This is a genomic window from Candidatus Poriferisocius sp., from assembly GCF_965204015.1.
Lineage (GTDB): Bacteria > Actinomycetota > Acidimicrobiia > Acidimicrobiales > Bin134 > Poriferisocius.
Genome location: NZ_OZ241965.1, coordinates 1,633,992 through 1,658,073 on the forward strand (window position 1 = coordinate 1,633,992; position 24,082 = coordinate 1,658,073).

Below are 24,082 nucleotides of genomic sequence, written 5' to 3' on the forward strand. Positions count from 1 at the left end.
CGGTGCTGGAGATGCGGGGTGTGAACACCCACTACGGGGCCGTGCACATCCTCAAAGATGTAGATCTAGCCATCTACTCCGGCGAGTTGGTGTGCCTGCTCGGCGGTAACGCCAGCGGCAAGTCGACCACGTTGCGAACGATCCTCGGCATGGTGAAGCCCACTACCGGCGATGTGGTGCTCAACGGCCAGGTTGTGACCCACCAGGCCACTCGAGAACGGGTGGCGCTGGGGGTGACGATGGTGCCGGAGAACCGCCGGCTGTTCAAGCGCCTCACGGTAGGCGAAAACTTGGACTTGGGGGCGTTTCTGCGCACCGACGCCGACGGGATCGCCGCCGACCGGGAGCGGGTGTTCGAGATGTTTCCCCGGGTGAAGGAGCGGCTCAACCAGAAGGCAGGGACGCTGTCGGGGGGCGAGCAGCAGATGGTGGCCATCGGCCGAGCCCTCATGGCCAACCCGAGGGTGCTGTTGATGGACGAGCCCTCCATGGGCCTGGCCCCCGCGCTGGTGCAGCAGAACTTCGAACTGATCCAGCAAATCCACGAAGCCGGCCTGACCGTGTTCATGGTGGAGCAGAACGCCAACATGGCCCTGTCCATCGCCGACCGAGGCTGGGTGCTCCAAACCGGCCGAGTCGTACTAGACGACACCGCCCAAAACCTCCTAGCCCACCCCGACCTACAAGCCTCCTACCTCGGCACCGCCGAGCAGTGAGGTCGTACTCACCAAGCGATTGCTCGACAAACGGTTCTAGTCTCAAAGTGCTCGCTCTTGGGATCGGACTGGTGCTGTGGGGCGCGGCCTGTGCGGGCACGAGCACTGAGCCCGAAGTCGGATTGAGTGCTCCAACACCCAGCTTGTCGGATGCCAAGCCGCTGAATGTCTCGCAGATACGCGACCTATTGGCGGAGTTTGTGGACGACGACCGGCAGAGCGTCGGTGTTGTCGCTGGCGTGACCAGCGCCGAGGGCCGCATTGTCGTTGGATACGGAAGCCTCAGTGCGAACGACTCGACCCAGCCCGACGGTGACACCGTTTTTGAGATCGGCTCAGTGACAAAGGTGTTCACTTCCACCCTGCTCGCCGATCTGGTATCGCGAGAGGAGTTGGGGCTCGACACACCGGTGCAGGACCTGCTCGGCGACGAGATCCAGATGCCCACTCGAAATGGTGTTGAGATCACGCTGGGACACTTGGCCACTCACAGCTCAGGTCTCCCCCGCCTGCCCGACAACTTCGACCCGGAGAATCCGGCCAATCCGTACGCCGACTACACCGGCGAAGATCTCAACGCCTTCCTGTCTTCTTACGAACTGGCTCGCAATATCGGGGATGCAGTCGAATACTCGAATGTTGGCTACGGGCTGCTGGGCCACGCTCTGGCACAGCGAGAAGGCATCGACTTCGAGACGCTCGTCACTGAGCGGATCCTCAAGCCGCTGAAGATGCTCGACACAGCGGTAGAGCTTTCGCCGGATCTCCGCGAGCGCTTCGCCACCGGCCACGACTGGCGGCTCCTGCCAGCCGCCAACTGGGATCTACCGGTCTTCGCTGGGGCAGGAGCGCTTCGCTCCACCGTCAATGACCTCTTGACATTCCTTGAAGCGAACCTCGGTTTGCACGAGTCGTCACTACTCCTGGCAATGGAACTCGCCCATGTGCCTCGTCAAGGGGACCCGGCGCTGGGCATGGACATTGGTCTGGGGTGGATTGTCGCAATCGAGGACGACCGCGAGTTTGTATGGCATAACGGCGCAACCGGCGGCTACGCCTCATTCATAGGCTTCGACGCCGAGGCGGGAGAAGGGATCGTCATCCTGTCAAACTCCCAACTCAGCGTCGACAATCTGGCCTACCGCCTGTTCACTAGAGACCTCAGCGAGTAATCCGGCTGACGCAAAGTCCGGGCGAAGTAATCGAACCCAGCGGTTTCAACCGAGAAGGAACCTGATCAACCGAGAACGGCGGCACCCCAGACCGTCGCCGTTGCGGCCCGTCCGAACCCTGGGAATTATCCCCATGTTGACAGTTTTCCTCGGGATCTTGTATTCCTGCCCGTTCCCGCGCGCCACACTGTCGGCCACTTGGCTTCGAGAGATCTCCATAATCACCACCCTAGTTCCACAAGACGCCGATGATGTACCCGGTACCCGCGCTGGCCACTAAGAACTCGATAGCGACCAGCAGAGCGACTCGTGAAAGCCGTATCTCATTGCGGTCATACTCAACTTCGAGGTCCTGAGCTAGATCTGTTTCCAAACGGTGCCGCTCCAAGTCTCTCCAGTAGTAGTGCACCGTCAAGTGGCGGATGTTCGGTCCGCTTTCCCATTTCATGATGGGCAAGTGAGACAACATCACGACCACCGCCATCGGCAACCCAAACCAGAGGACAGCGCCGCCGACATCTGCTGCCTCTTTTCCGGCGGCAGCTACCGCAATCGTTCCCGCAGAGAAGAACCCGCCCAGCAATAGCAACGAGAGCCGTCGATAGAATTCGACCTTTACATCCTGTTTGCGCCGTAATTCTCGAGCCTCGTGAAGGATCAAGCTGGCCACACAGGCCCTGTTCGAATGCGCAGTCTCATCTAGCGCATCGTCAGGCTTGGCAGGTCTACTCATTGTCCTGACCCACTAACCACGCCCACGAGGTGCTATTGCTGATGACATGCCAACGGAGAATTCGAGCATTTCCCCTGATAGAGCATTTGATTATCATACGCACCAGTCTATTGACGCCTATGACAGCATCTCCCGATCAGTTCTGGACAGGGATCAGTCGCCGAAGTTGATGGTGTGGGCTTGGGCGATGGCGGTGAGGATGGTGCCGGGGGTTTGGGCGTCGCCGATTACTTGGACGTTTAGGCCCGCATTGGTGAGATCGGCGGACAGGGGGTCGTGGGAGTGTTTGGTGACGGTGAGGGTTAGGTCGGCCTGGGGGGGTGTTTCGACTTTGGTTTGGATTTCGACGTTGAGAGCTTGGAGGCGTTCTCGGGCGGGTTGGACTACGAGGTCGAGCAGGGCGTTGGCGGCTACACGGCGGCCGGGGGTGGTGAGGGTCACGGCTAGGCCTTGGATGGCCAGCCACTCGGCGAGGCCGAGGGCTTCGTAGCCGCCGAAGCGGTCGTCGACTATGGCGGTGGCGCCTTTGGGCAATGTGCTGACGTCGGGGAGTTCGGCGCCGGTGGCACCGGTGGCCACCACCACGAGGTCGGGGTGGGCGGCGGTGATTGCCTTGACATCGGCGACTTGGTTTAGACGAACATCGACGCCGAGTCGGTTTAGCTCCCGCTCTTGCCAGTCGCAGATGTCGCCCAGCAGGGCTCGGGTGGGCAGCTCTTGGGCTTGCCGGACGGCGCCGCCCAAGCGGTCTCGGGCTTCGAACAGCACCACATCGTGGCCCTGGATGGCGGCCAAGCGGGCGGCTTCCATGCCGCCGGGTCCGCCGCCGACCACGGCCACCCGTCGAGCCTGAGTGCTCGGCATTGGAGGTGGGAAGTCAAGCTCGCGGCCTACTGCGGGGTTGACGGCGCACGACAGGCGGCCTCGGTTGAGGCCGCCGACGCAGCCGTCGTTGCCAGCAATGCAGGGGCGAACCTCGGACTCTCGACCGGCAACGCTCTTGGCCACCAGGTCGGGGTCGGCGATATGGGCTCGGGTGAGGCCCACCATGTCGGCCACTCCGTCAGCAATCAACTCGTCGGCCTCGGCCAGGGTGCGGAATCGGCCGGTGACGATGGCCGGCAGTTCGACGGCAGCCACCACCGGGGCGGCGGCCTCCAACTCGTAGCCGGGGGGCTCGTGCATCCCGCCCATGATCTTGTGAGGCCGCAAGCAACTGCCGTAGGTGAGGTTCACGTAGTCGATGAGGCCGTCGTCGGCCAGCACCTTCACCAATTCGGCGCAGTCGTGCTCGGTCACTCCCCCGTCGCCCACAGCCTCTGATCCGATCCGCACTCCCAGCGGTATCTCAGGGCCGACCGCCGCCCGCACTGCCCCGACAACCTCGCGGGCCAATCGGATGCGGTTCTCCCACGGGCCGCCGTAGTCATCGGTGCGCTGGTTGGTGGCTGACGACATGAACTGCTGGAGCAGGTAGCCGTGGGCGATGTGGACCTCCACCCCGTGGACGCCCCCGTCGACGCTCCACCGGGCGGCCTGAGCGAAGGCATCGGTGAGCTCGGCAATGTCATCGGTGGTCATGACCTTGGCCGGTTGGCGGATGCTGGGGCCAGCCAGCTCTGACGCCGACCACGGCGGTCCGCCGTCGGCGGTCACCCCCTCGTAGCCCAGATGGCCGAGCTGCTGGAACACCGCCATGCCGTATGGCGCCAAGCGGTCCATCAGCCGGTGGTAGTCGTCCACCACCAAGGCATCGTGGAGCCACAGCGTTCCCATGTCGGTGGGGTGGACCGACGCCGCCTCCAAGATGGTGAGTCCGCACCCGCCCGCGGCCCGGGCCTCGTGGTAGGCGATCAGCTCGTCGGTGATCCGCCCCTGGCCGATGTTGGTGCCGTGCGCGGTGCGCACCACCCGGTTCTTGATCTCCAGCCCATTGATCTCAATCGGCGCCAGAACGTGCTCGTAGCTCATTGCTCAACCTGGGGAATCCGTCAGCGAGCTTGGCTGTCGTGGGTCCATCGGTCAAGAAACCACGTCGCCCACCCGGTTGGCTCGGGCAAAGCAGACGGCAGCGGCGGTGCTGCCCAAGGCCATGACCAACCAGGCCCAGGTGTAGGTGCCCAGCCAGTCGACCAGGGCCCCGAAGCTCACCGGCGTGGCCAGCGCGCCCATGTAGTAGCCGGTCATGGTCACGCCGGTGGCCCGGGCCACGGCTTGGGGTGCCCGGTCGACCACCGCGGCGTGCATGATGCCGATGGCGGCCAGCTGGGCAACGAACCCGACAAGAAGACCGATGGTGGCCACCGCCAACCCAAAGGTCAGACCGCTCATAGTCACCAGAAGCGACGCGGTCAGCACCGAGCACAGCCCGACGATGAGCGGTACCCGGCGAGTTCGGCCCAGATAGTCAGCCCGCAACGCGGTCAGCGACATGCAAACTGCGCCGAGTCCGGCGGCTATCCCGGCGATAGCGCCCGCTACCGGTTTGGAGGTGCCCAGGCCTTCGTCCAAGTATGGCACGGCCCAAGAGAACAGCGGCTGTGAGGAACCGACCAGGAAGAAGGCCGACACGGCGAACCACCAGAATCCCCGGGGAAGGACGGACCCTTGGCGCGGCGTCCGCAGCCGAGAGGAACGGATGTCGGGAATGACCGCTGAGGCAACGAGCGCACTGACCGCGGCGATGGTGCCGCCGATCATGAGGATGAGGTTCCAACTCCAGCGGTCGGACGCCCAGGGCACCAAGACTGCGCTGATCAGCGCCATCGTCGGCACTCCCGACGTCTTGGCCGACAACGCCAGCGTGCGACGGTGTTCGGGCACAGCAGCGGCTACCGCCTCATTGGTGGCCGCGTTGGTCAGGGCGTAGCCGAAGCCGGCGAACACCGCGGCGCCAACCAACGCGGCATAGCTGTCGAGAAGCGCGGCAGACCACGCCGCCACCGCCACCACCACTTGATCGGAAACCACCGCGGTGCGGGTGCCGATCTTCTCGGTGATGCGAGCCCCAATGATCGACCCCAAGCCGGTGCAGCCGAAGTGCAGACTCACCAGCAGCCCGACCTGGGCTCGGGAAATGCCGAGGTCGTCGCGCACCGCAGCAACGAAGTAGCCGGGGAAAAAGCCCAGGCTCGACCCGATGCCCAGCGCCAGCATGCTGGCCGCCACCACGGCCGGGCCTCGGCCAGTTCCCGTTTGTGCGCTCATGCGCTTCCCCCACCAAACACTTCGGGCGACGTTACCGGGCAGCGGAACCAACTCAGCGGTTGGGCACTCATCGGCTGCGAGTCGGCCCGGTACGCTCGGTTGGTGGACTTGTCGCCCGCAGCAGTGGGACGAGCGGTGGCTGAAGTGCTTGACGGCGCTGACACTGGGCCCCGAGTCGAGCGCCTGGACCGGGGGTTCTCGTGGGTCACGTTGGCGGTGGATGACGTGATCGTGCGGGTGGCACCGATGGGTGGCCCGCTCGACCCTTACGACCCGGAGGCGGAGGCAACCAACCTGCGCCGGGTGGAGGGAGTAGTGCCCGCGCCCCGGGTGTTGGCCGTACAGCCCGACCCCGACAACCCCATCGGTCGCCCGTTCGGCGTCCACACCCGGGTGCCGGGGCAGGTTCTGCGACTCGGAGAAGTGACCGAGCGCCGCCCGGACTACATCGCGGCTGCGGCCCTGGCGTTGGGCAAGCTGCATTCCCTGTCGGCCCCGGTGACGGTGGCCGAGGCCTACGACGCCGAGCTCGATCGCACCGAAGCCGTCTACCGGAGGGCCGCACCCGACCGCCACCCCGAGTTCGAGGCGGCGTTGGAATGGTTGCGGTCGCATCGTCCCGACTGCAACGAGTCCGCGGTCTGGTGCCACGGCGACTTCCGGTTCGCCAACCTGAGCTGGACTGGTCCAGGTGAGCTGGGCGGGATCCTGGATTGGGAGCGGGCCTGGCCCGGCGACCCTATGTGCGACGTGGCCTTCACCCACCGCTTCTCCGGCTGGTGCACCATCGACGACTCAGCCGACTACGGCCACCCCCTCGACCAGGAGCGCCTGGCCTACGCCGCCCGCTTTGAGCGGGTCCGCTCCTTCACCGCGTCGATGCGGGCTATCCGCGCCTGGCTGGACGGCCGCTCCCACGACTCCCGCCTACTGACCATCGGCCGCCGCGGCGAACAAGCCATGCAGACGGAGCTCGACTGGGCGATAGGCTGACTCAGCGCTGCTAGGCCCGGCCCAAGACCATGACGTTGTGGTATTGGGCGCCGGAGCCTGCGCCGGTAACCAGGACGACCTCGGCATTGGGGACTTGGGCGGGGCCGGCGGTGCCGCGGAGCTGGTGCACGGCTTCGACAATCTTGAGGGTGGGGCCGCCCCAGCCGATGTGGCTGTAGCTGAGCAGGCCTCCGTCGGTGTTGAGGGGGTGGCGCCCGTCGATGCCGATGCCTGCCTCCCACAGGTAGTCGGCCCCTTCTCCCTCGGGGCAAAGGCCCAGCATTTCGAACTGGCGGATCACCTCGTAGGTGTTGATGTCGTAGAGCTCAAACACGTCCACGTCTTGGGGGCTCAGCTCGGCCAACTCGAAGGCCCGGCGGGCGGCGTCGGCCCCTAGACCCCACACTTCGTCGTAGCGGGGCGGGTTCACGTACTGCTGGCGGTGCCACTCTGCGCCCCCGCCCAGGATGGCCACCGGCGGCTGCGGCAGATCCCGGGCCCGCTCGGCGGCGGTGATCACCATGGCTGCGGCCCCCTCGGTGGCCAGACACAGATCCAGCAGCCGGAACGGCTCGGCCACCATCGGCGAGGCCATCACATCGGCCGCGGTGTAGGGGCCTCGGCCGGTCATCACCGCGGCCGGATTGGCAGAACCGGCGTTGCGGATGGCAGCGGCGATGGCGGCCACCCGCTCGGGATCGGGGGCATAGCGGTGACGGTATACCTGGGCCACCAGGGCGAACTGGGCGGCGGTGAGCGAGCCCCAGCAGGCGATGAACTCGTTGTCGGGCCGGGTGTAGTCGGCCACCGCCGTCCCGCCCATGACCCCGGCCTGACCGCCGAACACCAGCGCTGTCTCGCACAATCCGGCGGCCACCGCGGCGGCGGCGTCCAGCGCACCGGGCACGCCTTGGGGGTAGGTGTCGCACACCCAGCGCAGCCGCTGGCCGAACACCTCGGCCCAGTCGGCCGATCCGGGCTGGAACACAGTGCCCCCCGGTCCAGGCCAGCGGGCGGCCACGCCATCGACATCGGCCACCGTCAGCCCGGCGTCGTCCAGAGCGGCCAAGGCGGCCCGAAGGGAGATCTCCGCCGAGGTGGTGTCGAGTTGGCGGGCCATCTCGGTGGCCGCCACCCCGACGATGGCCACCCGATGCAGCGGATGGGAGTCGCTCACACCTGCCGACCCTCACCCCAGTACTGCGAGCGAAGTTCCTCTTTGGCGATCTTGCCGACCGCGTTCTTGGGCAATGAATCGGCGAACTCCACCCGCTCGGGGATCTTGATGGACGTCAGCTCCGATTGGCGGCACCACAGCCGCAGTTCCTGGTCGTCGGCCACCGCCCCCTGCTTGAGGGCTACTACGGCCACGATGGCCTCGCCCCACTCCGGGTCGGGCACGCCGATCACCGACGCCTCCAACACAGCCGGGTGGCGGTACAGCACGTTCTCGATCTCGGTGGGGGCGATGTTGAGCCCGCCCCGGATGATGAGGTTCTTCATCCGGTCGACGATGTAGATGAAGCCCTCGTCGTCGACCTCGGCCACATCGCCGCTGTGCATCCATCCGTCTCGCAGGGCCTCGGCGGTGCGCTCGGGGTCGCGGAAGTAGCCCTTCATCACGTGGGGGCCGCCGAAGATGACCTCGCCTCGCTCCCCCACGGCCACGTCTTGGCCGTCGGGGTCCACCACCCGCACATCCACCGCGTACGACGGCTGCCCGCACGACGACAACAGCTCGGGGCGCTCCTGCAAGCCCCGCACATGGTCTTCTTTGCGCAGGATGGTGCCGATGGAGGCGATCTCGGCCATGCCGTAGAGCTGGTTGAACACCGGGCCAAAGCGCTCCACCAGCTCGGCCAGACGATCGGGGGAGATAGGCGAGGAGCCGTAGCCCAGTGTGCGCAGCGACCCCAGCTTGGGGTCGTCGGCCCGCTCCAGGCGGTCGAGCAGGCGCATGAGCTGGGTGGGCACCAGAAACGAGTGGCTCACACCGTGGTCTTCCACCAGGCGGGCGTAGCGCACCGGGTCGAAGTTGCGGCTGTCGACGAACCCCTGGGCCGCCCCGATAAGCAGGCACGGGAGGATGGTGATGTTCACGCTGGAGTTGTGCGGAATCTGAATGAGATACCGGCTGTGGCGGTCGATCTCGTATTCCAGACAGGCCACCGTGGCGTGCTGGAGCACCCGGGCGTGGTCAAAGTGGACCCCTTTGGGGCGCCCGGTGGTACCGCTGGTGTAGACGATGCAGAAATCGTCTTCGGGGCGCACCTGGTGCAGCGTGTCAGGAGGTGTGGAAGAGGCGGCGCCGGCCAAGACGTCGAGGTCGCGGTCGATGTCGATGACTGGCAGGTCGAATCCGTCAAGTTGATCCCGATGCTCGGAGTCGGTGATGGCCAGCGTGGGGTCGGCGTTGTCGAACACCTGCTCCAGTTCCACTGGGCCGAGGCGGAAGTTGAGCCCCACATAGCAGCCGCCGGCCTTGGTGATGCCGCCGAGCACCTCCACCACCTCGGGCCGGTTGGCCACCAGCAGCGCTACCCGGTCGCCCTTGCCAAGGCGATGCGCGCTCAGCAGGGCGTTGGCGATGCGGTTGGTGCGCTCGTCGAGCTGGCGGTTGTTGAGCTCGCGCTCGCCGAAAATGGCGGGATCGCGGGGATGGCGAGCCCCATTGCGGGCCAAGGCCAACCCGACGTTCATCGGGCGGCCTCATGGGGGGCGAAGGCGGGAAGCCGGTGGCCGTCGGGGCCGATCACGAATCGCACGCTCACCGGCATGTCGATGGCCACGTGATCGGGTTCGCAGTCCACGATCCAGGTGAGCAGGTGCCAGCCTTCTTCAACGTCCACGTCGGCCAGCACATAGGGGGCGTCAAATGCCGGGGTGGGAGGCCGGTGGACGGTGGTGTGGCTGTAAACCCGGCCCCGCCCGCTGCTGGGCTCGTAGGCCCAGTTGGTGCTTTGGCAGTGCGGGCAGGCGAACTGGGGGACGAAAAAGCTCCGCCCGCAGTCCTTGCACACCGGGCGGACCAGTTCACCCTGGTCGACCGCCGCCCAAAACTCCCCGGTCAGCGGGCGCTGAGTTCGGTCCTCCCGCTCCACGGCCGGGCCGGTCATCAGAACAGCACGGGGTAGGTGCCCCACCAGACCCGGGCGATGTTGGGGTCTTGCTGGGGGGGATTGTCGGGATCCCGCTGGGCGCCCCGCACGAGCAGACCTCGCAGAATCAGCGCCACCGTTCCCAACAGGATGGGGGCACCGGTGTTCTCATCAGCAGGAACGCCGCCGTCGAGCTCCATACCGATGCAGGCGTGACGCCCCCCGCCGAAGGTGTGGCCCCACCGGGGCACGTCGTCGCGTATCGAGCGGAGGGGATTGAAGCTGTCGGCATCGGCCCCGAACACCTCGGGGTCGCGGTTGGCCGACCACAGGTCGAACACCACCGTGTCGCCCACCGCCATCTCGGTGCCGCTGCGCAGCGTGACCGGTTCGACGGCCTCCCGGCGGGCCACCGGGCTGGCCGGGTGCAGGCGCATGGACTCGTGAACGCAGTGCTGGAGGAACACCGGGTCTTCGACCATGCGGGCTCGGTCGTCGGGGTGGTCGTCGAACCAGCCGAACGCGCCGTGGACGGCGTGGGTGGTGGCGGCCCCGGTGGAGTGCATTCCGGCCAGCATGTAGAAGGCCACTTCCCGGCGAACCACGTCTCGGGGCAGGTCCAGGGAGTCCTGATTGCGAACCAGCACGGTGAGAACATCTTTGGGCAGGTCGTCTTCGGCGATCTCGCCGGCGACGAACCGCTCGAAGAGCTCGGTGCGGCGGTCCAGCGACGGGGCGAAGAACTCCTGGTCCCAGAACTCCAGCGCCTCGGCCACCTCGGCTCTCAGCTCCTCGGGATCCCTCGTGCTGTGAACCGCAGTGGCGCCCTCGCTGAACTTGACCGCATAGGAGAAAAGCCGATCCGTCTCTTCTGCGGTGCCCTCGGTGTAGTCCACTCCGGCGGCAGCTGCGGTGAGGTTGACCACGATCCTGCGGGCCAAGGGCACCACATCGCCCTTTCCCTGGGCCGCGGCCGGATCCAACTGCTTGTCCACCGCCAGCGGAAGCAGATCCCGCTCGTAGTGCTCGAACGTCTCCCGACGGAACAGCCGATTCTCCAGCCGACGACGACGGCGGTGATCGTCACCCCACAAAGTGAGCAGGGTGTCGGCCATGATCACCCCGGCCGCGTCATACAGCGCCTGCTTGAGGCCCTTTTGCCGGTAGGCGTCACGCACCTCGTCGAACCGGGTGAGGGTGATCTCTGCCATGGCGGTTTCTCTCCTGGGGTCGGGTTGGGTCGATCAGTTCTCGTCGGCGATGCCGTCGATCGACGCCGGACGGGGCATTCCGGCCAGCACGGTGTGGACCACGCCGCCGTCCACCACCATGTTGTGGCCGTTGACGTAGTGGGCATCGTCGGAGCACAGCCACATCACCGCTTTGGCGATGTCGTCGGCGGTGCCCAGCCGCTGGCTGGGGGTGCGAGATGAACGGGTTGCCCGCACTTCGGGGTCGGCCAGGATGGGGGCCGACATTCCGTCGTCGATGATGCCGGGGGCCACTGAGTTCACCCGGATGCCGGCCGGGCCCCACTCGATGGCCATCTGGCGGGTGAGCTGAATCACCGCCGCCTTGGTCGGGCTGTAGGCCCCGGAATTGGGGCCGGGGGCGATGCCGTTGATGGAGGAGATGTTGACCATCGCCCCCCGGCGGCCCTCGGCGATCAGGCGGCGGGCCACTGCTCGGCCGCACACGAACGGGCCGGTGAGGTTCACATCCACCACCGCCCGCCATTCATCCTCCAAGTGGTCGACCAGCGGGGTGAACCGCACGATGCCGGCATTGTTCACCAAGGCGTCGGGCGTGCCGAAGGCGTCGAGCGCGGCCTCAACCGCGGCCGAGTCGGTGGTCGAGGCGGTCAGCGCCACCGCATCGGGCAGCGACTGGGCTGTTTCTTCGGCGGCGGCGCCATTGACGTCGAGCACCCCCACCCGGTAGCCCGCGGCCCCCGCCTGTCGGGCGATCTCCGCCCCAATCCCGTGTCCCGCCCCAGTCACAATCATCGATTTCGTCACGAGCGCCAACCCTAGTGGGTGCTTGCCGGGACCAGCATCGACGGGCATGGCACCGACGGGCGTGGCCAAGAACCTGGGCTACTCCAGCAGGTTGCCGTTGTCGTCGAATACCTGAATAGCCCGTGAGGGGCAGTTGCGGGCAGCCCGGAGCAGTTGCTGGTCGGTCAGGTTGCCGACCGTAGGCAAGACGGTGGCCAGTTCGTCGTCGTCAAAGGCGAAGGCCGCGGGATAGTCGGCCACGCACCGCCCCGAGCTCATGCACTCGTCCTGGTCGATGTCCACTCGGTAAGCCATCGCTTAACCCTAGGCCCCAGCGCTGCTCCCTATAAGTTGGCTGGTCGATGAAGCCCATAGAAGGCATGTCCATATTGATCACCGGGGGCGGCTCGGGCATTGGCGCGGGAGCGGCCGAGCACCTAGCTGGCCGGGGGGCGCGGGTGACCATCACCGGGCGCCGCCCAGATCGGGTAGAAGCGGTGGCTTCCGGGCTGGGCGACCGGGGGCGAGCGGTGGCTGGAGACGTGACGGTGGCTGACGACCGCACCGCCATGATCGAGGCCGCAGTGGAGCACGGCGGCGGCCTGGACGCCCTGATCAGCAACGCCGCCAACATGTACCGCGGGCCGGTGGACGAGCTGGAGGAACAGGCCCTGCTCGACGTGTTCCATACCAACGTGGTGGCCGGGATGATGCTGGTGGGAGAGGCGCTCCCCCACCTGCGCGAGCGCCAGGGGTGCGTCCTGTTCCTGGGATCGGTGCACACGCAGCGGGCCTTTCCCGGCGTGGCGCCCTACGCCGCCACCAAGGGGGCGCTGGAGGCGCTCACCGGGGTGTTGGCCGCTGAGTTGGGACCCCAGGGTGTGCGGGTGGGCTGCGTGCGGCCTGGCGCGGTGTTCACCGAGATCAACCAGCGCGCCGGGCTTATGGGTGACGACGAGGCCAAGGCCCGCCTCGAAGGACTGGGGCCAGCTCACGCCCTGGGTCGCATCGGCACCGTCACCGAGATCGCCGAGGCGTTCGAGTACCTGATCGGGGCCGAATGGGCCACCGGCTCGGTGCTGACGGTGGACGGCGGACTCAGCCTCGGCGTCACTAATGCGTGACCCGCTGAATGTGGTCCAAGACCATTTGGCCGCGGTACACACCGGCGACCCCGAGGCTATGGCCGCTGACTATGCCGTCAATGCAGTGCTGGTACGCGATGTGGCCTACCAGGGCCGTGACGCCATCGCCGGCTACTTCGCCACCGTGCCGGAGCGGCTGGGGGATGGCCAAGTGGCATTCGCCGAACCCCGGTTGGAGGACGGCCTGGTGTCGGTGGCCTGGACGCTGGTAGGCGGTCCCGGCGACGGTGCTTCGGGCACCGATCGCTTCGAGGTGACCGACGGGGTGATCGTCCGTCAGACGGTGACCCTGGTCGGCGGGGACTTCTGATGGCGGCCGAGTCGTTCGACGAGACCTTCGACGTGGTGGTGGTGGGCTACGGGGCAGCGGGCACCGCGGCGGCTGTCACCGCCAGCGATGCCGGTGCCTCGGTTGTGCTGGTGGAGAAGAGCCCCGAGCACCGCCACACTCCGTCGACCCGCATGTCGGGCGGCATGGTGATGACGGTGTCCGATGTGGATGCCGGGGCTCGCTACCTGGATGTATGCGCCTCGGGCATGGTGCCTTTCGACGTGTCCCACGCCTGGGCCGAGCGGGCTGCTTGCCTGCCGCAGTGGTTTGAGGACGCCATTGGCGGGTTGGACATGGCGGCCTCTGCGGGGGCCGAGCATCCCGGCTTCGAGGGCGCAGAGTCGATTGTGGCCGTACAGCCCGGCGGGGTGGTCGAGCGGCTGGCGGCCGCGGCCGGGGGCGGGCCCCGGTTCTTCGAAGGACTGGCTGCCGCGGTCGCCCGGCGGGACATCCCCATCCGGTGGAACACCGCCGCGTCGCGGCTGATCCAAGATGCCGATGGACGGGTGACTGGATTGACTGCGACCTGCAACGGCCAATCAATTGCCCTAGGAGCCCGTCGAGGCGTGGTTCTGGCCTGCGGTGGCTATGAGTTCGATGAGGACCTGAAGCGGGACCACCTGCGAACCTATCCGGTGCACTTCTACGGCAACCCCAACAACACTGGAGATGGCGTGCGCATGGCCGCCGGGGTCGGAGCCTCCATGTGGCACATGAATCAGATGATCGGCCGGGCCATTGGCCACTTCGACCACAACGGACAGCCTTTGAACTTCATCATCGGCATCGATCCTCCCGGCTATGTGATCTGCGACGGGGCAGGAAACCGATTCGCCAACGAGCACAATCAAGCGCTGCTGCGCCACGACTTCTACTACGACCTGCTGGCCTACGACCCGGCCACCAACTCGCATCCCCGGGTGCCGTGCTATTGGTTCTTCGACGAATCCCGACGGCAAGCCGGGCCGCTCACCTACACCCACTTCGGCGCGGTGGCCGTTGGACTCTACGACTGGAGCCCCGATAACTCAGCAGAGATTGAGCGGGGCTGGATCTCTACCGGCTCCACTATTGCCGAGGCCGCCAACGCCGCCGGGATGGTCGGGGACGCCGCCGAACAGGCCGCGGTGACCGTGGACGCCTACAACCAGCGGTGCCGCAACGGCGAGCCCGACCCGTGGGGCCGCCCGGCCGACACCATGGTCCCCATTGATGAGCCCCCCTACTACTGCGTGGTCCTATGGCCTGGAGGATCGAATACCACCGGCGGCCCCCGCCGCGACCGCCACGGCCGCATACTGGATGCCTTCGGCGACCCGATTGCCGGCCTGTACGGGGCCGGGGAGCTCGGCCAGGCCTCCGGCCTGCTCTACCCCAGCGACGGATCAAACCTGTCCGAAGCCCTCTGCTTCGGACAGATCGCCGTCGAACACGCCCTCAGCCGCCTTGCCGATTAGCGGTCGGTGGCCGCGGGGAAGTCGGCGCCGGCCAGCCAATTCAGGAAGTCTTGGCGGCGGTTTGCGTCCACCAACTCCACTCGCAGGCCGGTGGTCGGAAGCCAGTGATAGGTGAAGCCCAGCGGACGCCCGTCGGAAGCCTCATAGGACGCCAGGGGCTCATAGCCGGCGTCGGCCAGCCGTTGGGCGTCGGCCACCAGATCGTGGCTCCAATAGCCCAGATGGTGTACACCGCCGGCGGTTGCCGGATCCCAAACGGTGCCCGGAGTACCGGTGATGAGCTCGATATGGGGTGGCCCGGCAGTGGAGTAGGTGAACTGGAACTCGGCCAGCACCACCCCGTTGGGCTGGCGAACCATGAACTCCCGGTTTTGCACGGGGCCCCATTCAAAGCCGTGGATGGCGGTCCATTCGGCCATGGCCGCTTCGAGATCGGTGACCACGACGCCGAAGTGGTAGAAGTCGTCGAGGGGCACCAGCCCCGCAAGCGAATCGGATGTTGATTCAGGCATGGCCGTGCCACCCTCCATCGGTGAATAGAACTTCGCCGGTTATGTAAGACGCTTTCTCGCTGAGCAGAAACGATATGACCTCGGCGATCTCGCCCGGCTCGGCCACCCGGCCCATCGGCACCCGGGCGTCCAGCCAGGCGGCCTGCTCCGGGTTGCCCAGCCGCTCGGCGGTCATGGGCGTGCGCACCGGCCCCGGCGCCACAGCGTTGACCCGCACCCCCAGCGGCGCCGCCTCCACCGCAGCCGCCCGAGTGAGCGCCGATACCGCTCCCTTGGAAGCTACATAGTGGGCCTGATCAGGCACCGCGATCTCGGCGTTCACTGAAGACAGGTTGACGATGGCTCCGGTGCTGCCAGGCTGGTGCTGGCGCAGGAACCCCCGGATGCCCAGCCACGTTCCGACCACGTTCACCCGCAAATGGCGTTCAAAATCATCCAACTCTGTGTCCACAATCGAGCTACGGGTGCGGATACCAGCACAGTTCACCAACCCGGCCAGCGGCCTTGCGTCGTTCAAGACCTGATCCCAGGCAACTTCGTCGGTTACGTCCAGTGAGATCACGTTGGCTGCAGCGGACACATCGGCAGCCACTACATCACATCCGCTCGCCGCCAACAGCCGGCAGGTCTCCGCACCGATTCCAGACGCGCCGCCGGTCACCAGCACCCGACCCGGCATCAGCGCTTAGTGGCCCAAATAGGACCGCACCAGATCGTGGGAGGCCCGAAGCTCCGAAGACGGTCCGCTGATGTCGTTGTTGCCGGTGCGCAGCACGTAGGTGCGGTCGGATACCTCCAGCACCCCGGCATTCTGCTCCACCAGCAAGAAAGTGGTGCCGCCTTCGTCTCGCAGGTCCACCACCAGTTCGAACAGCTGGTCCACCAGGTTGGGGGCCAAGCCGAACGACAGCTCGTCGATCATCAACAGCTTGGGCCGGGTGATCATGGCCCGGGCCAGCGCCAGCATCTGCTGCTGTCCGCCCGAAAGCGACGACGCCTGCTCGCCGATCTTCTCGGCCAGCGCGGGCAGCAGGTCGAAGAGCCGGTCGCGATCTCGCCGGATGGCAGCGGCACCGTCGGTGCGCAGCCCTAATCCCAGCTCAAGGTTCTCCTTCACCGACAGGTTCTGGAAGATGCCCCGCCCCTCGGGCAGGTGGCCGAGCCCTCGCATGGCCCGACGCTCGATGGCCAGGCTGCCCAGGTTCTCGCCGTTGAGCACCACCGAACCCGACCAGGTGTCTAGCACCCCGGAAATGGCCCGCAAAAGGGTTGTCTTGCCCGCCCCGTTGGCCCCCAGCACCGACACGATCTCGCCCTCTTCCACCGATAGCGAAACGCCGTGCAGAACTTCGAGGCGACCGTAGCCCGAAACCAGATCGTTGATCTCGAGCAGCATCAGGGCGACCCCTCCTGCTCAGGGCCGTCGTCTTCGGTCCATACTTCTTCTAGCGTGCTCTCTTCTTCGACGTGGTCGATGTGGTGGTGCTCCGACAGCGGCCCCTCCACCTCGTGGATTTCGCCGCCTTCCTCAGCCTCGAAACCGTGACCCAGATAGGCCTCGATGACCGCGGGATCAGTGGTCACGTGCTCGGGGCTGCCCTCAGAGATGATCTCACCAAAGTGAAGCACACTGATCTTGGGGCAAAGGCTGGTCACCAGTTGCAGGTCGTGCTCAATGATGATCACGCAGAGGTCGCGCTCGGCCTGGATCTGGCGCAATCCTCGTAACAGCACGGTCACGTCGTCGGCCCCCAGCCCAGCAGCAGGCTCGTCGAGCAGCACCACGGTTGGGTCGGCCACCAAGGCCCGAGCCACCTCCACCAGCTTCTGCGAGCCCAGCGACAGCGCTCCGGCCTCCTCATGGGCCACATCAGCCAATTCGAAGCGGTCGAGCATGCCCATGCAGATCCGCCGGGCCTCGGTCTCCTCCCGGCGCTGTTGGGGCAAGAGCAATAGCTCGGCCAAGTGCCCCCAGCGGAACAGGTGGTGACGCCCCAACAGGGTGTTTTCCATCACGGTGGCGTCGAGGATGAGCCGGGGAGCCTGGAACGTTCGCCCGATTCCCTCTTTCACCCGCTGGGTGCGGGACATGTGCAAAACATCCTCGCCGTGTAGGCGAACTGCGCCCTTGCTGCTGCGGACATAGCCGGAGATCACGTTGAACACCGTGGTCTTGCCCGCTCCGTTGGGCCCGATCAGCCCGTTGAAGCCGGGAGTGAATTGAAGGTCTACCCCTCGCAGCACATGGTTTCCGCCGAAGGCAACGTGCAGGTCGTCGACGGCCAGCGATGCGGCAGCATCTGTGGGTGTGCCCGGAACAGCTGTATCGACGACGCTCATAGCGAGAAGTCCATTAGCGACTCCAGTCTTCGCTGGAGGTCTTTGGCCCATCGACTGTCACGGATTCGCTTTGGTAAAGCGGCAAACCCGTTGGGAAGGATTAGCACGGCCAGCATGAGAGTGATGCCCAATATCAAGAACAGCAGCTTCTGAGTGTCTTGCAGCTTTTGACGCAGGAAAACAAAGAACAGTGCGCCGATCAACGGCCCCCACTTGTGACTCAGCCCTCCCACGATCAACACCACGAGCAAGAACACCAACATCCGGGTTCGAAACGCCGACGGGTTGGCAAACGAGCTGTTCTGAGCCCACATGGCCCCGGCCAGCGCAGCGGCGAATGCAGAGATCCCAAAGGCCAGCAACTTGTAGTAGGTGGAGGAGATACCCAATGGCCCGGTAGCAATGTCGATGTCTCGCACCGCTTTCAACGTCCGGCCGAGCCTGCGGTTGGTGAGCACGATGTAAGCGACCATCGTTATGAACAGTGCCCCCAACGACAGCATGTAAACGCTGAGAATACGGTCGAGTCCCGGGACTCCGAATTGCGGCACCTGCTTTCCGGTGCCTCCGTTGGTCTTCAGGCCGTCCCACACCTTCTCGTCTAGACGGATGATGGTTACGATCAGCTCTCCCAAGGCCAGGGTGGCGATGGCCAAAAAGAACCCTTTGAGCCGCGCCGCGGGAAAGCCCACAAGGAAGCCGATGATGGCGGCGGCGATGCAGACAACCGGCAGGGCCACGAAGAAAGGCCAGTCGTATCCGGCCAGTGCTTCCCGGGCATCGCTCGGCGCCGATAGCACCGCAGTGCCATAGGCCCCCAGGGCAAATAGACCGGCCACAGCCAAGCCCAGGGTTCCCGAATATCCCACCAGAAGGTTGAATCCCACTGCGGCGACTGCGAATGCGAAAACGAAGGCCAGGTTGCCCCGACCGAAGTTGTTGCTGCTGTCGAAAATGTCGGTCCAGCCCAAGATCGGCATCCAGGGCAAGAAGGCCAAGAAGAGGAAAACCGCGAAGGTGGTGACCCATTCGGGCACGACCTTCCTCAGAGAGCTCTTGGGGGCATAGAGCGAAGGCAGAGTCTGATCAGACATCAGCTACACCTCGCGGGTCCGGGCGGTACGGCTGAATCCTCCTGGTGCCACCAAGAGAACCACCACCACGACCAACAGCGCGATGGTGGGCTGCAAACTGGTGCTGATCTGTCCACCGGCCAGAGCCTCGCCCACCCCGATGAGAAGTCCTCCGGCGAAAGTGCCGCCCAACGAGGTGAACCCGCCGAGCACTGCGGCGATGAACCCCTTGAGGATCAGGCCCTCCGCGCTGCCCAGCTCCAGCACCGTGGAGCTGGTGTTGAGGATCATGGCCGCCCCGGCGACGAAAGTCCCGATTGCCCAGGCAATGAGCGATACCCGTCCGGCGTTGATGCCCAATAGCCGGGCGGTGTGGCCGTCCTCGGCGATGGCCCGCATCCGCACGCCCCACTTGGACCAGAAGAACAGTGCCATCCCAATGGCAATTGCGATGCCCACTGCGATGGTAACGACCTGATCCCAGCCGATTCTGGTGCTGCCCAAATCGAAGGTCTCTCCAGACCACGGGGCGTCAAAACGCTTGGGGGTGGATCCCCAGATGTTCTCGATCATGGACCCCAGGGCGAAGTTCAACCCGATAGTAAGCAAAAGCAGTGGGAAGTGGTCCACCTTGGAAAGCGGCTTCACCCAGTAGCGAATTATCAGGTAGGTGAGTGCGACGGTGAAGATGGCCAATATCGTCGCAACCCACAGCGGGAAGCCCTCATCAGTGATCGGGAACCAGTCGAAGAATGTGGGCAAGCCTTCTTTGTTGAGAAAGCGCACGCTGGCGTACCCCAGTCCAATGGCGGCACAGACGGCTAAAGGTTGATTGGATAACCCCGTCAATGGACGGACCAGCAGGAACTGGGTGACTGCCCCGAACACCGCGGCAAAGGCCAAGGCCAAAACGATGGCCAGCCAGAACGGCCACCCAACGCCCCCTTTGTCGGGGTCCGCTGACAAGAACCAGGCCATGAACGCGGCCACCAGCCCCATCTCGGCCATGGCGAAGTTGGGCACATCGGTGGACTTCATGATGACCACGATGGCCAAGCCGATAAGGGCGTAACTCGACCCGGACTCCAGTCCGGCCACGATCTGCTGGAGGAGTTGGTCCACCCGCTGTGCTCCTAGGATCAGATGGTCCGGGACCGGCACTCACCGGCCCCGGACCAGCTAGTGAATCAGCTCGCCGGCGGGAGGAAGTCCCGAACCTGAGTCCACGTCATGGTCTCAGCATCGTACTCTGCGATACCCGCACCCGAGGCACAGCCGTGGCCACCAGGCAGCGGCCCACAGGCCAGCACCGGCATCGCCGGAATCAAGATGGGATCGTCGGCCATTGCTTCGGCGGTGGCGTGGAAGTTCTCGTAGGAATAATCGCCGTCCAGCCGGTCCCACAGCTCGAAGAATGCCCGAGCTATGGAATAGGTCTGAAGGCTGAAGTTGGGGGCCAAGCTCCCTGCGCCGGGACCGTCGTAGGCCTCCCACATCGCAAGCCAGTGCTGCACGAAGTCCATGTCGGAATCGGGCAGAGCTCCCTGAAGGGCACCCAAGTAGCCGTCGGCCGCCTCGGGAACTGCCAGGCTGACCGTGGTCTGGCCACCAGCACCAGCCGAACCCTGGTCGGAACACATCAGCGGATCGAAACCAGCCTCATGGAACTGGTCCATCACCAAGCCGTTCTGGGTGCCGTCGAGCGCGGTGAGCACCGCATCGGCACCCGAATCGATGACCGATAGCACTGCCGGGGCCACTGCGTCGGAAAGCACCTCGACCTCTTCTTTGGCCACGATCTCCATGCCGTGGACCGGGGCCTGCATGTCGATGGCGTTGAAGGCCTCCTCGCCCAACTCGTTGTCCTGGCCGATGGCGGCCACCTTGGTGGCACCCTGCTCGGCGAAGTAGTCGATGCAGATGCGGCCCTGCTCGGTGCGGGTCGGGTTGGTGAGGTACACCTCTTGAATGTCCTGGTCGGCGGGCGACACCGGGCCCCACAGCGGGGTGCCTGCGGCCTCAATGTCGGGGTAGGTCGACGGGATGGCCTGCGAACCCGCAGTGCCCACAAAGCCCCACACGTTGTCTTGCTCGATCATCTTGCGGACGTTGGTAACCATCTGCTCGATCTCGAAGCGGTCGTCTTCCCAGACCAGCTCGAAGGTGCAGCCGTCGATGCCGCCATTGGCGTTGACCTCGTCGACAGCAATGATGATGCCGGCAATCAGGCCCTCACCAGCAACCGCAGCCCGGCCGGTAAACGGCTGGGAGCTACCGATGGTGATCACGCCGTTCTCCTTGTCCACGCCTCGCACATCGCCTTCAGTAGCCCAAGCGCAGCCGTCGGCCGGAGAAGGGGGCGCCTCGGTGGGCGCCGGAGCTTCGGTGGCTGCTGGAGCAGGCGCCTCAGTAGCTGCCGGAGCCGGCGCGGCATCGCCGTCGTCATCGTCGTTGCCGCACGCCGCGGCGACTAGGGCGAATGCAAAGAGCAGCGCCAGAACTTTCAAGAGCTTGGACATGGATTCCCCTCCATTTGGTTGGACGTGCACTGATCGGACGTACACAAGTTCGGCACCCTAACAGACATTTGTCTGTGACAAAATGCCGGAGATGGCAGAAATCACCGTGACCACGTTTGCCGAAGCCCGGGAGTGCTACCGCAACAAGAACCTCCGCCAGGCGCTGTACGACGCGGGCGAGGTGATCATGAGCGATGTGGTGGTGAACCTCCACGGCGATGAGCACCGGGACCGCCGCCGGCTGGAGAACCGCCTTTTCCGGCGGGACACGTTCATGCTGTACGAGCAGGAACTGTTCCCGCCCATCATCGAGTCGACGCTGGCCCCCCACTTGGCCGAGGGCAAAGCCGAGCTGGTCAAGCTCGGCCATCAGCTGATGATGAACCTGGCCGCGTTCACCGCCGGGGTGGATCGGCCCCAGGGCACCCCGGAGGAGACTTTTCGGCTCTACGACTACCTGACCACCTTCATCGAGGGCGCCACTTTGGCCCATTACACCGGCGACAGGGAGGCCAAGGTGGTCGAGATCGAGGCTGCCCTCGATGCGTTCGACGCCGAGTTCCTCACCCCCGGCATGGACCGGCGCCAGGCGCTGCTGGATCAGCTGGAGGCCGGAGAGATCGACGCCGACGACTTGCCCAAAGATGTGTTAATGGTGCTGATGCACAACCAAGACCGCCTAGAGCTGAGCCACCAGACCATCCGGCGTGAGATCGCCTTCTACATGCTGGCCGGGGCCCACACCTCAGCCACCGCCTTCAACCGGGTAGTACACAACATCTTCGGCTGGCTGGCCGACCACCCCGAAGACGAGCACCGGGTGCGCGAAGACCGGCTCTTCGTGCAGAAGTGCACCCACGAGACCATCCGCCTCCAGCCCTCCAGCCCCACCGGGATGCGCTGGGCCTTAGACGACATCGACTTGTCGAGCGGCGTACACATCGCCAAGGGAGACCGGGTGACCCTTGATCTCCTGTCGGTGAACCGGGATCAGTCGGTGTTCGGCGACGACGCGGCCGAGTTCAACCCCGACCGCACCATGCCCGAAGGAATCGCCCCCTGGGGGCTGAGCTTCGGCCAGGGCATGCACGCCTGCATCGGCCAAGACCTGGCCTCCGGGATCACGTTTGTGGACGGCGACGACGTGGACACCCACCTGTTCGGCCTAGTGCCAGCGGCAGTGCAAACCCTCTTCGACCACGGCTGCCGCCCCAACCCCGACGACCCGCCCGAGATGGACGCCTCCACCACCCGCCCCTACTTCGGCCGCTACCCGGTGCGGTTCACCACCCCTTGAGCAGCAGCAGGCCCCTTCTGGTTCATTCGGTGTTTGACGCCGAGTAATTCTTGGTGGAATTTGAAGCACGGTGGAAGGGCCGAAGATATGGCATATATGGTGTCATGTCGATAGTGGTATGCTAGTGGTGTGCGGACGATGATCATCCTGCCCGACCACCACCACGCTTCAGCCAAGCGCAAGGCCGCTCACGAGGGCATCTCGCTCTCGGAGTACATCCGCCGACTCGTGGCCAGCGACCTAGACCGGGACACTCCCGCGGTGGATCCCTCGACCATCTTCGGGATTTTCGACGGCGGTGGATCGAGGATCGCTGATGGAAAGCAGGCCATGATCAGCGAGGCGATTGACAAGCAGTTTGCCGCCAAGGGGATCTGACCAGTGGCCCCGGTCTTCGTGGACACCAGCGTTTGGTACGCCGCGGCCGATGCCGGCGATGCCCACCGCGACGTCGCCCAGTCGCTGCTCGCCGAGCATGCGGGGACCCTTGTCACTAGCGACCTCGTACTGGGTGAGCTGTGGAACCTCATCACCGCTCGCTCGAACCACGCCCTTGCCAATCGCGTGATCAACGCGATCGCGGCGGGCATCGCCCAGATCGAATGCACGACGCGCGCAGACTTCGAAGCGGCCCAAACGGTGCAGGCCGATTACCCCGACCAAGCGTTCTCCCTGACCGACCGCACCAGCTGGGCGCTCATGGAGCGCCTGGCCATCACCCAAGCACTCGCCTTCGACACCGACTTTCGCGTCTACCGCTACGGCCCCCGCAAAACCCAAGCCTTCGCAGTCCACCCCTGACAGTCGACGTTTCCCTCTTATAGGCCCAGTACGGCTCGAATCCCATCGTCGATGGCGTCGACAAGGGCAGCGGGCAGCTGCCCCACGCGCTCAGTCAGCCACGACCGGTCTACCAACTCCAGCCCAAGTGGCACGGCGACGGAGTCCTGTGGCAGACCCGTGGCCGATGAAGTGAGCAGCACATTGCCGGCGAGGCCCGCCCTTTCGAGGTTCGAGGTCAACGGCACAACATGCGTCTGCCAGATATCAACGCCGAGAACATCGTCGGATGACACAACGACACACGCTCGTCGCTTATCGAGATCGGCCCAATACACCGCGCCGCGCGCTACCACGGCGCCGAGCGCTCCATCCGCTCGCCGACCGCCAGCGCGTCCTGCTCGCTCAAGCGCTCCCCAGCCGCCAACGCGGCATCTGCCACGAGCTGCTGTGCGAATGTCAGAGTCGAGCTAGCCGAGTGGCGCCGAAGCTGGTCAGTCACCCACCTTGAGAACGGCACGTCAAGACCGTCGATGATGGGCACAACGTCATCTGGCACGCTGATCGTTTTGTTGGGCATGTACGTATTATACGTACATAATCATTGCCCGCAACCCCCAGCCCATCGCTTGGCGGCGGCCTCGATCTCGCCCCGGAACACACCCTGCGTGCCCCCTGCCCAATCTGGTACGCCGAGGCTGACGCCAGCTTC

At 65.4% G+C, this 24,082-nt stretch carries 27 protein-coding genes; 9 read left to right on the forward strand and 18 right to left on the reverse strand.

What is annotated here, in order from left to right:
- Positions 1-11: 11 nt before the first annotated feature.
- Entirely contained in the window at positions 12-716 is a 705-nt protein-coding gene (locus tag ACOGJC_RS07215) for an ABC transporter ATP-binding protein (RefSeq protein WP_419848209.1), read from the forward strand.
- Between the two features lie 47 nt (positions 717-763).
- The gene (locus ACOGJC_RS07220; RefSeq protein ID WP_419847827.1) at positions 764-1,888 is read left to right on the forward strand and encodes a serine hydrolase domain-containing protein; all 1,125 of its coding nucleotides are present in this window, start codon (positions 764-766) and stop codon (positions 1,886-1,888) included.
- 229 nt (positions 1,889-2,117) lie between these two features.
- Here ACOGJC_RS07220 and ACOGJC_RS07225 read toward each other — a convergent pair whose 3' ends face one another.
- The 3 genes from ACOGJC_RS07225 to ACOGJC_RS07235 all read right to left on the reverse strand — a co-directional run bounded on the left by ACOGJC_RS07225 (position 2,118) and on the right by ACOGJC_RS07235 (position 5,828).
- Positions 2,118-2,558 carry a hypothetical protein gene (locus tag ACOGJC_RS07225; protein WP_419847828.1) on the reverse strand — a complete coding sequence of 147 codons (441 nt, stop codon included), beginning with the start codon at positions 2,556-2,558 and terminating at the stop codon, positions 2,118-2,120.
- A 216-nt stretch (positions 2,559-2,774) separates the two neighbouring features.
- Positions 2,775-4,592 carry an NAD(P)-binding protein gene (locus ACOGJC_RS07230; protein WP_419847829.1) on the reverse strand — a complete coding sequence of 606 codons (1,818 nt, stop codon included), beginning with the start codon at positions 4,590-4,592 and terminating at the stop codon, positions 2,775-2,777.
- A gap of 51 nt (positions 4,593-4,643) precedes the next feature.
- Positions 4,644-5,828 (reverse strand): MFS transporter, encoded by a 1,185-nt coding sequence (locus tag ACOGJC_RS07235; RefSeq protein WP_419847830.1) that lies wholly within the window; start codon positions 5,826-5,828, stop codon positions 4,644-4,646.
- Between the two features lie 102 nt (positions 5,829-5,930).
- Here ACOGJC_RS07235 and ACOGJC_RS07240 point away from each other — a divergent pair, with 102 nt between their 5' ends.
- Positions 5,931-6,821, forward strand: a complete 891-nt coding sequence (locus tag ACOGJC_RS07240) for a phosphotransferase (protein ID WP_419847831.1) — start codon at positions 5,931-5,933, stop codon at positions 6,819-6,821.
- A gap of 10 nt (positions 6,822-6,831) precedes the next feature.
- Here ACOGJC_RS07240 and ACOGJC_RS07245 read toward each other — a convergent pair whose 3' ends face one another.
- The 6 genes from ACOGJC_RS07245 to ACOGJC_RS07270 form a co-directional block, all read right to left on the reverse strand.
- Positions 6,832-7,998 (reverse strand): thiolase family protein, encoded by a 1,167-nt coding sequence (locus ACOGJC_RS07245; protein ID WP_419847832.1) that lies wholly within the window; start codon positions 7,996-7,998, stop codon positions 6,832-6,834.
- Positions 7,995-9,521 (reverse strand): class I adenylate-forming enzyme family protein, encoded by a 1,527-nt coding sequence (locus ACOGJC_RS07250; protein ID WP_419847833.1) that lies wholly within the window; start codon positions 9,519-9,521, stop codon positions 7,995-7,997. The genes ACOGJC_RS07245 and ACOGJC_RS07250 overlap by 4 nt, the downstream gene beginning before the upstream one ends.
- Positions 9,518-9,937 carry a Zn-ribbon domain-containing OB-fold protein gene (locus tag ACOGJC_RS07255; protein ID WP_419847834.1) on the reverse strand — a complete coding sequence of 140 codons (420 nt, stop codon included), beginning with the start codon at positions 9,935-9,937 and terminating at the stop codon, positions 9,518-9,520. The genes ACOGJC_RS07250 and ACOGJC_RS07255 overlap by 4 nt, the downstream gene beginning before the upstream one ends.
- Positions 9,937-11,130 carry a cytochrome P450 gene (locus ACOGJC_RS07260; RefSeq protein WP_419847835.1) on the reverse strand — a complete coding sequence of 398 codons (1,194 nt, stop codon included), beginning with the start codon at positions 11,128-11,130 and terminating at the stop codon, positions 9,937-9,939. Before ACOGJC_RS07260 ends, ACOGJC_RS07255 begins: the two co-directional genes overlap by 1 nt.
- Before the next feature lie 33 nt (positions 11,131-11,163).
- Positions 11,164-11,937, reverse strand: a complete 774-nt coding sequence (locus ACOGJC_RS07265) for an SDR family NAD(P)-dependent oxidoreductase (protein ID WP_419847836.1) — start codon at positions 11,935-11,937, stop codon at positions 11,164-11,166.
- A 78-nt stretch (positions 11,938-12,015) separates the two neighbouring features.
- Complete coding sequence (locus ACOGJC_RS07270) at positions 12,016-12,231, reverse strand: ferredoxin (RefSeq protein WP_419847837.1); 216 nt, start codon at positions 12,229-12,231, stop codon at positions 12,016-12,018.
- Between the two features lie 47 nt (positions 12,232-12,278).
- Between ACOGJC_RS07270 and ACOGJC_RS07275 the strand changes: the two genes are divergently transcribed.
- From ACOGJC_RS07275 to ACOGJC_RS07285, 3 genes are read left to right on the forward strand one after another with little or no spacing between them, the layout of a single operon-like run.
- A complete protein-coding gene (locus ACOGJC_RS07275; RefSeq protein WP_419847838.1) occupies positions 12,279-13,040 on the forward strand; it encodes an SDR family NAD(P)-dependent oxidoreductase in 762 nt (253 codons plus the stop codon).
- Complete coding sequence (locus ACOGJC_RS07280) at positions 13,033-13,371, forward strand: nuclear transport factor 2 family protein (protein WP_419847839.1); 339 nt, start codon at positions 13,033-13,035, stop codon at positions 13,369-13,371. Before ACOGJC_RS07275 ends, ACOGJC_RS07280 begins: the two co-directional genes overlap by 8 nt.
- Positions 13,371-14,849 carry an FAD-dependent oxidoreductase gene (locus ACOGJC_RS07285; protein ID WP_419847840.1) on the forward strand — a complete coding sequence of 493 codons (1,479 nt, stop codon included), beginning with the start codon at positions 13,371-13,373 and terminating at the stop codon, positions 14,847-14,849. The genes ACOGJC_RS07280 and ACOGJC_RS07285 overlap by 1 nt, the downstream gene beginning before the upstream one ends.
- Here the strand turns inward: ACOGJC_RS07285 and ACOGJC_RS07290 are convergent.
- The 7 genes from ACOGJC_RS07290 to ACOGJC_RS07320 form a co-directional block, all read right to left on the reverse strand.
- Complete coding sequence (locus tag ACOGJC_RS07290) at positions 14,846-15,361, reverse strand: VOC family protein (protein ID WP_419847841.1); 516 nt, start codon at positions 15,359-15,361, stop codon at positions 14,846-14,848. The two genes, ACOGJC_RS07285 and ACOGJC_RS07290, sit on opposite strands and share 4 nt — an antisense overlap.
- Positions 15,354-16,040, reverse strand: coding sequence for an SDR family NAD(P)-dependent oxidoreductase (locus tag ACOGJC_RS07295; protein ID WP_419847842.1), 687 nt, complete (start codon positions 16,038-16,040; stop codon positions 15,354-15,356). The genes ACOGJC_RS07290 and ACOGJC_RS07295 overlap by 8 nt, the downstream gene beginning before the upstream one ends.
- 6 nt (positions 16,041-16,046) lie before the next feature.
- Positions 16,047-16,754, reverse strand: coding sequence for an ABC transporter ATP-binding protein (locus ACOGJC_RS07300; RefSeq protein WP_419848210.1), 708 nt, complete (start codon positions 16,752-16,754; stop codon positions 16,047-16,049).
- A 2-nt stretch (positions 16,755-16,756) separates the two neighbouring features.
- Positions 16,757-17,701 (reverse strand): ABC transporter ATP-binding protein, encoded by a 945-nt coding sequence (locus ACOGJC_RS07305; RefSeq protein ID WP_419847843.1) that lies wholly within the window; start codon positions 17,699-17,701, stop codon positions 16,757-16,759.
- Entirely contained in the window at positions 17,698-18,795 is a 1,098-nt protein-coding gene (locus tag ACOGJC_RS07310; RefSeq protein ID WP_419847844.1) for a branched-chain amino acid ABC transporter permease, read from the reverse strand. Before ACOGJC_RS07310 ends, ACOGJC_RS07305 begins: the two co-directional genes overlap by 4 nt.
- A 3-nt stretch (positions 18,796-18,798) precedes the next feature.
- Positions 18,799-19,896 carry a branched-chain amino acid ABC transporter permease gene (locus ACOGJC_RS07315; RefSeq protein ID WP_419847845.1) on the reverse strand — a complete coding sequence of 366 codons (1,098 nt, stop codon included), beginning with the start codon at positions 19,894-19,896 and terminating at the stop codon, positions 18,799-18,801.
- A 65-nt stretch (positions 19,897-19,961) separates the two neighbouring features.
- On the reverse strand, positions 19,962-21,293 hold the full coding sequence (locus ACOGJC_RS07320; protein ID WP_419847846.1) for an ABC transporter substrate-binding protein: 1,332 nt from the start codon (positions 21,291-21,293) through the stop codon (positions 19,962-19,964).
- Between the two features lie 91 nt (positions 21,294-21,384).
- On the opposite strand from ACOGJC_RS07320, the gene ACOGJC_RS07325 reads away from it, so the two are divergent.
- From ACOGJC_RS07325 to ACOGJC_RS07335, 3 genes are all read left to right on the forward strand, one after another.
- Positions 21,385-22,590, forward strand: a complete 1,206-nt coding sequence (locus ACOGJC_RS07325) for a cytochrome P450 (protein WP_419847847.1) — start codon at positions 21,385-21,387, stop codon at positions 22,588-22,590.
- Positions 22,591-22,719: 129 nt separating this feature from the next.
- Positions 22,720-22,968, forward strand: a complete 249-nt coding sequence (locus ACOGJC_RS07330; protein WP_419847848.1) for a hypothetical protein — start codon at positions 22,720-22,722, stop codon at positions 22,966-22,968.
- Between the two features lie 3 nt (positions 22,969-22,971).
- Positions 22,972-23,391, forward strand: a complete 420-nt coding sequence (locus ACOGJC_RS07335; protein WP_419847849.1) for a type II toxin-antitoxin system VapC family toxin — start codon at positions 22,972-22,974, stop codon at positions 23,389-23,391.
- A gap of 17 nt (positions 23,392-23,408) precedes the next feature.
- Here the strand turns inward: ACOGJC_RS07335 and ACOGJC_RS07340 are convergent, their stop codons facing one another.
- Entirely contained in the window at positions 23,409-23,726 is a 318-nt protein-coding gene (locus ACOGJC_RS07340) for a type II toxin-antitoxin system PemK/MazF family toxin (protein ID WP_419847850.1), read from the reverse strand.
- Entirely contained in the window at positions 23,720-23,950 is a 231-nt protein-coding gene (locus tag ACOGJC_RS07345; protein ID WP_419847851.1) for a hypothetical protein, read from the reverse strand. The genes ACOGJC_RS07340 and ACOGJC_RS07345 overlap by 7 nt, the downstream gene beginning before the upstream one ends.
- Positions 23,951-24,082: the final 132 nt, after the last annotated feature.

Excerpts from the sequence above, each read along its gene's own strand:
- ACOGJC_RS07215 (WP_419848209.1), top strand. The coding sequence starts at position 12 with ATGCGGGGTGTGAACACCCACTACGGGGCCGTGCACATCCTCAAAGAT.
- ACOGJC_RS07230 (WP_419847829.1), bottom strand. The coding sequence starts at position 4,592 with ATGAGCTACGAGCACGTTCTGGCGCCGATTGAGATCAATGGGCTGGAG.
- ACOGJC_RS07235 (WP_419847830.1), bottom strand. The coding sequence starts at position 5,828 with ATGAGCGCACAAACGGGAACTGGCCGAGGCCCGGCCGTGGTGGCGGCC.
- ACOGJC_RS07250 (WP_419847833.1), bottom strand. The coding sequence starts at position 9,521 with ATGAACGTCGGGTTGGCCTTGGCCCGCAATGGGGCTCGCCATCCCCGC.
- ACOGJC_RS07255 (WP_419847834.1), bottom strand. The coding sequence starts at position 9,937 with ATGACCGGCCCGGCCGTGGAGCGGGAGGACCGAACTCAGCGCCCGCTG.
- ACOGJC_RS07260 (WP_419847835.1), bottom strand. The coding sequence starts at position 11,130 with ATGGCAGAGATCACCCTCACCCGGTTCGACGAGGTGCGTGACGCCTAC.
- ACOGJC_RS07270 (WP_419847837.1), bottom strand. The coding sequence starts at position 12,231 with ATGGCTTACCGAGTGGACATCGACCAGGACGAGTGCATGAGCTCGGGG.
- ACOGJC_RS07275 (WP_419847838.1), top strand. The coding sequence starts at position 12,279 with ATGAAGCCCATAGAAGGCATGTCCATATTGATCACCGGGGGCGGCTCG.
- ACOGJC_RS07280 (WP_419847839.1), top strand. The coding sequence starts at position 13,033 with ATGCGTGACCCGCTGAATGTGGTCCAAGACCATTTGGCCGCGGTACAC.
- ACOGJC_RS07285 (WP_419847840.1), top strand. The coding sequence starts at position 13,371 with ATGGCGGCCGAGTCGTTCGACGAGACCTTCGACGTGGTGGTGGTGGGC.
- ACOGJC_RS07290 (WP_419847841.1), bottom strand. The coding sequence starts at position 15,361 with ATGCCTGAATCAACATCCGATTCGCTTGCGGGGCTGGTGCCCCTCGAC.
- ACOGJC_RS07295 (WP_419847842.1), bottom strand. The coding sequence starts at position 16,040 with ATGCCGGGTCGGGTGCTGGTGACCGGCGGCGCGTCTGGAATCGGTGCG.
- ACOGJC_RS07305 (WP_419847843.1), bottom strand. The coding sequence starts at position 17,701 with ATGAGCGTCGTCGATACAGCTGTTCCGGGCACACCCACAGATGCTGCC.
- ACOGJC_RS07310 (WP_419847844.1), bottom strand. The coding sequence starts at position 18,795 with ATGTCTGATCAGACTCTGCCTTCGCTCTATGCCCCCAAGAGCTCTCTG.
- ACOGJC_RS07320 (WP_419847846.1), bottom strand. The coding sequence starts at position 21,293 with ATGTCCAAGCTCTTGAAAGTTCTGGCGCTGCTCTTTGCATTCGCCCTA.
- ACOGJC_RS07325 (WP_419847847.1), top strand. The coding sequence starts at position 21,385 with ATGGCAGAAATCACCGTGACCACGTTTGCCGAAGCCCGGGAGTGCTAC.
- ACOGJC_RS07345 (WP_419847851.1), bottom strand. The coding sequence starts at position 23,950 with ATGCCCAACAAAACGATCAGCGTGCCAGATGACGTTGTGCCCATCATC.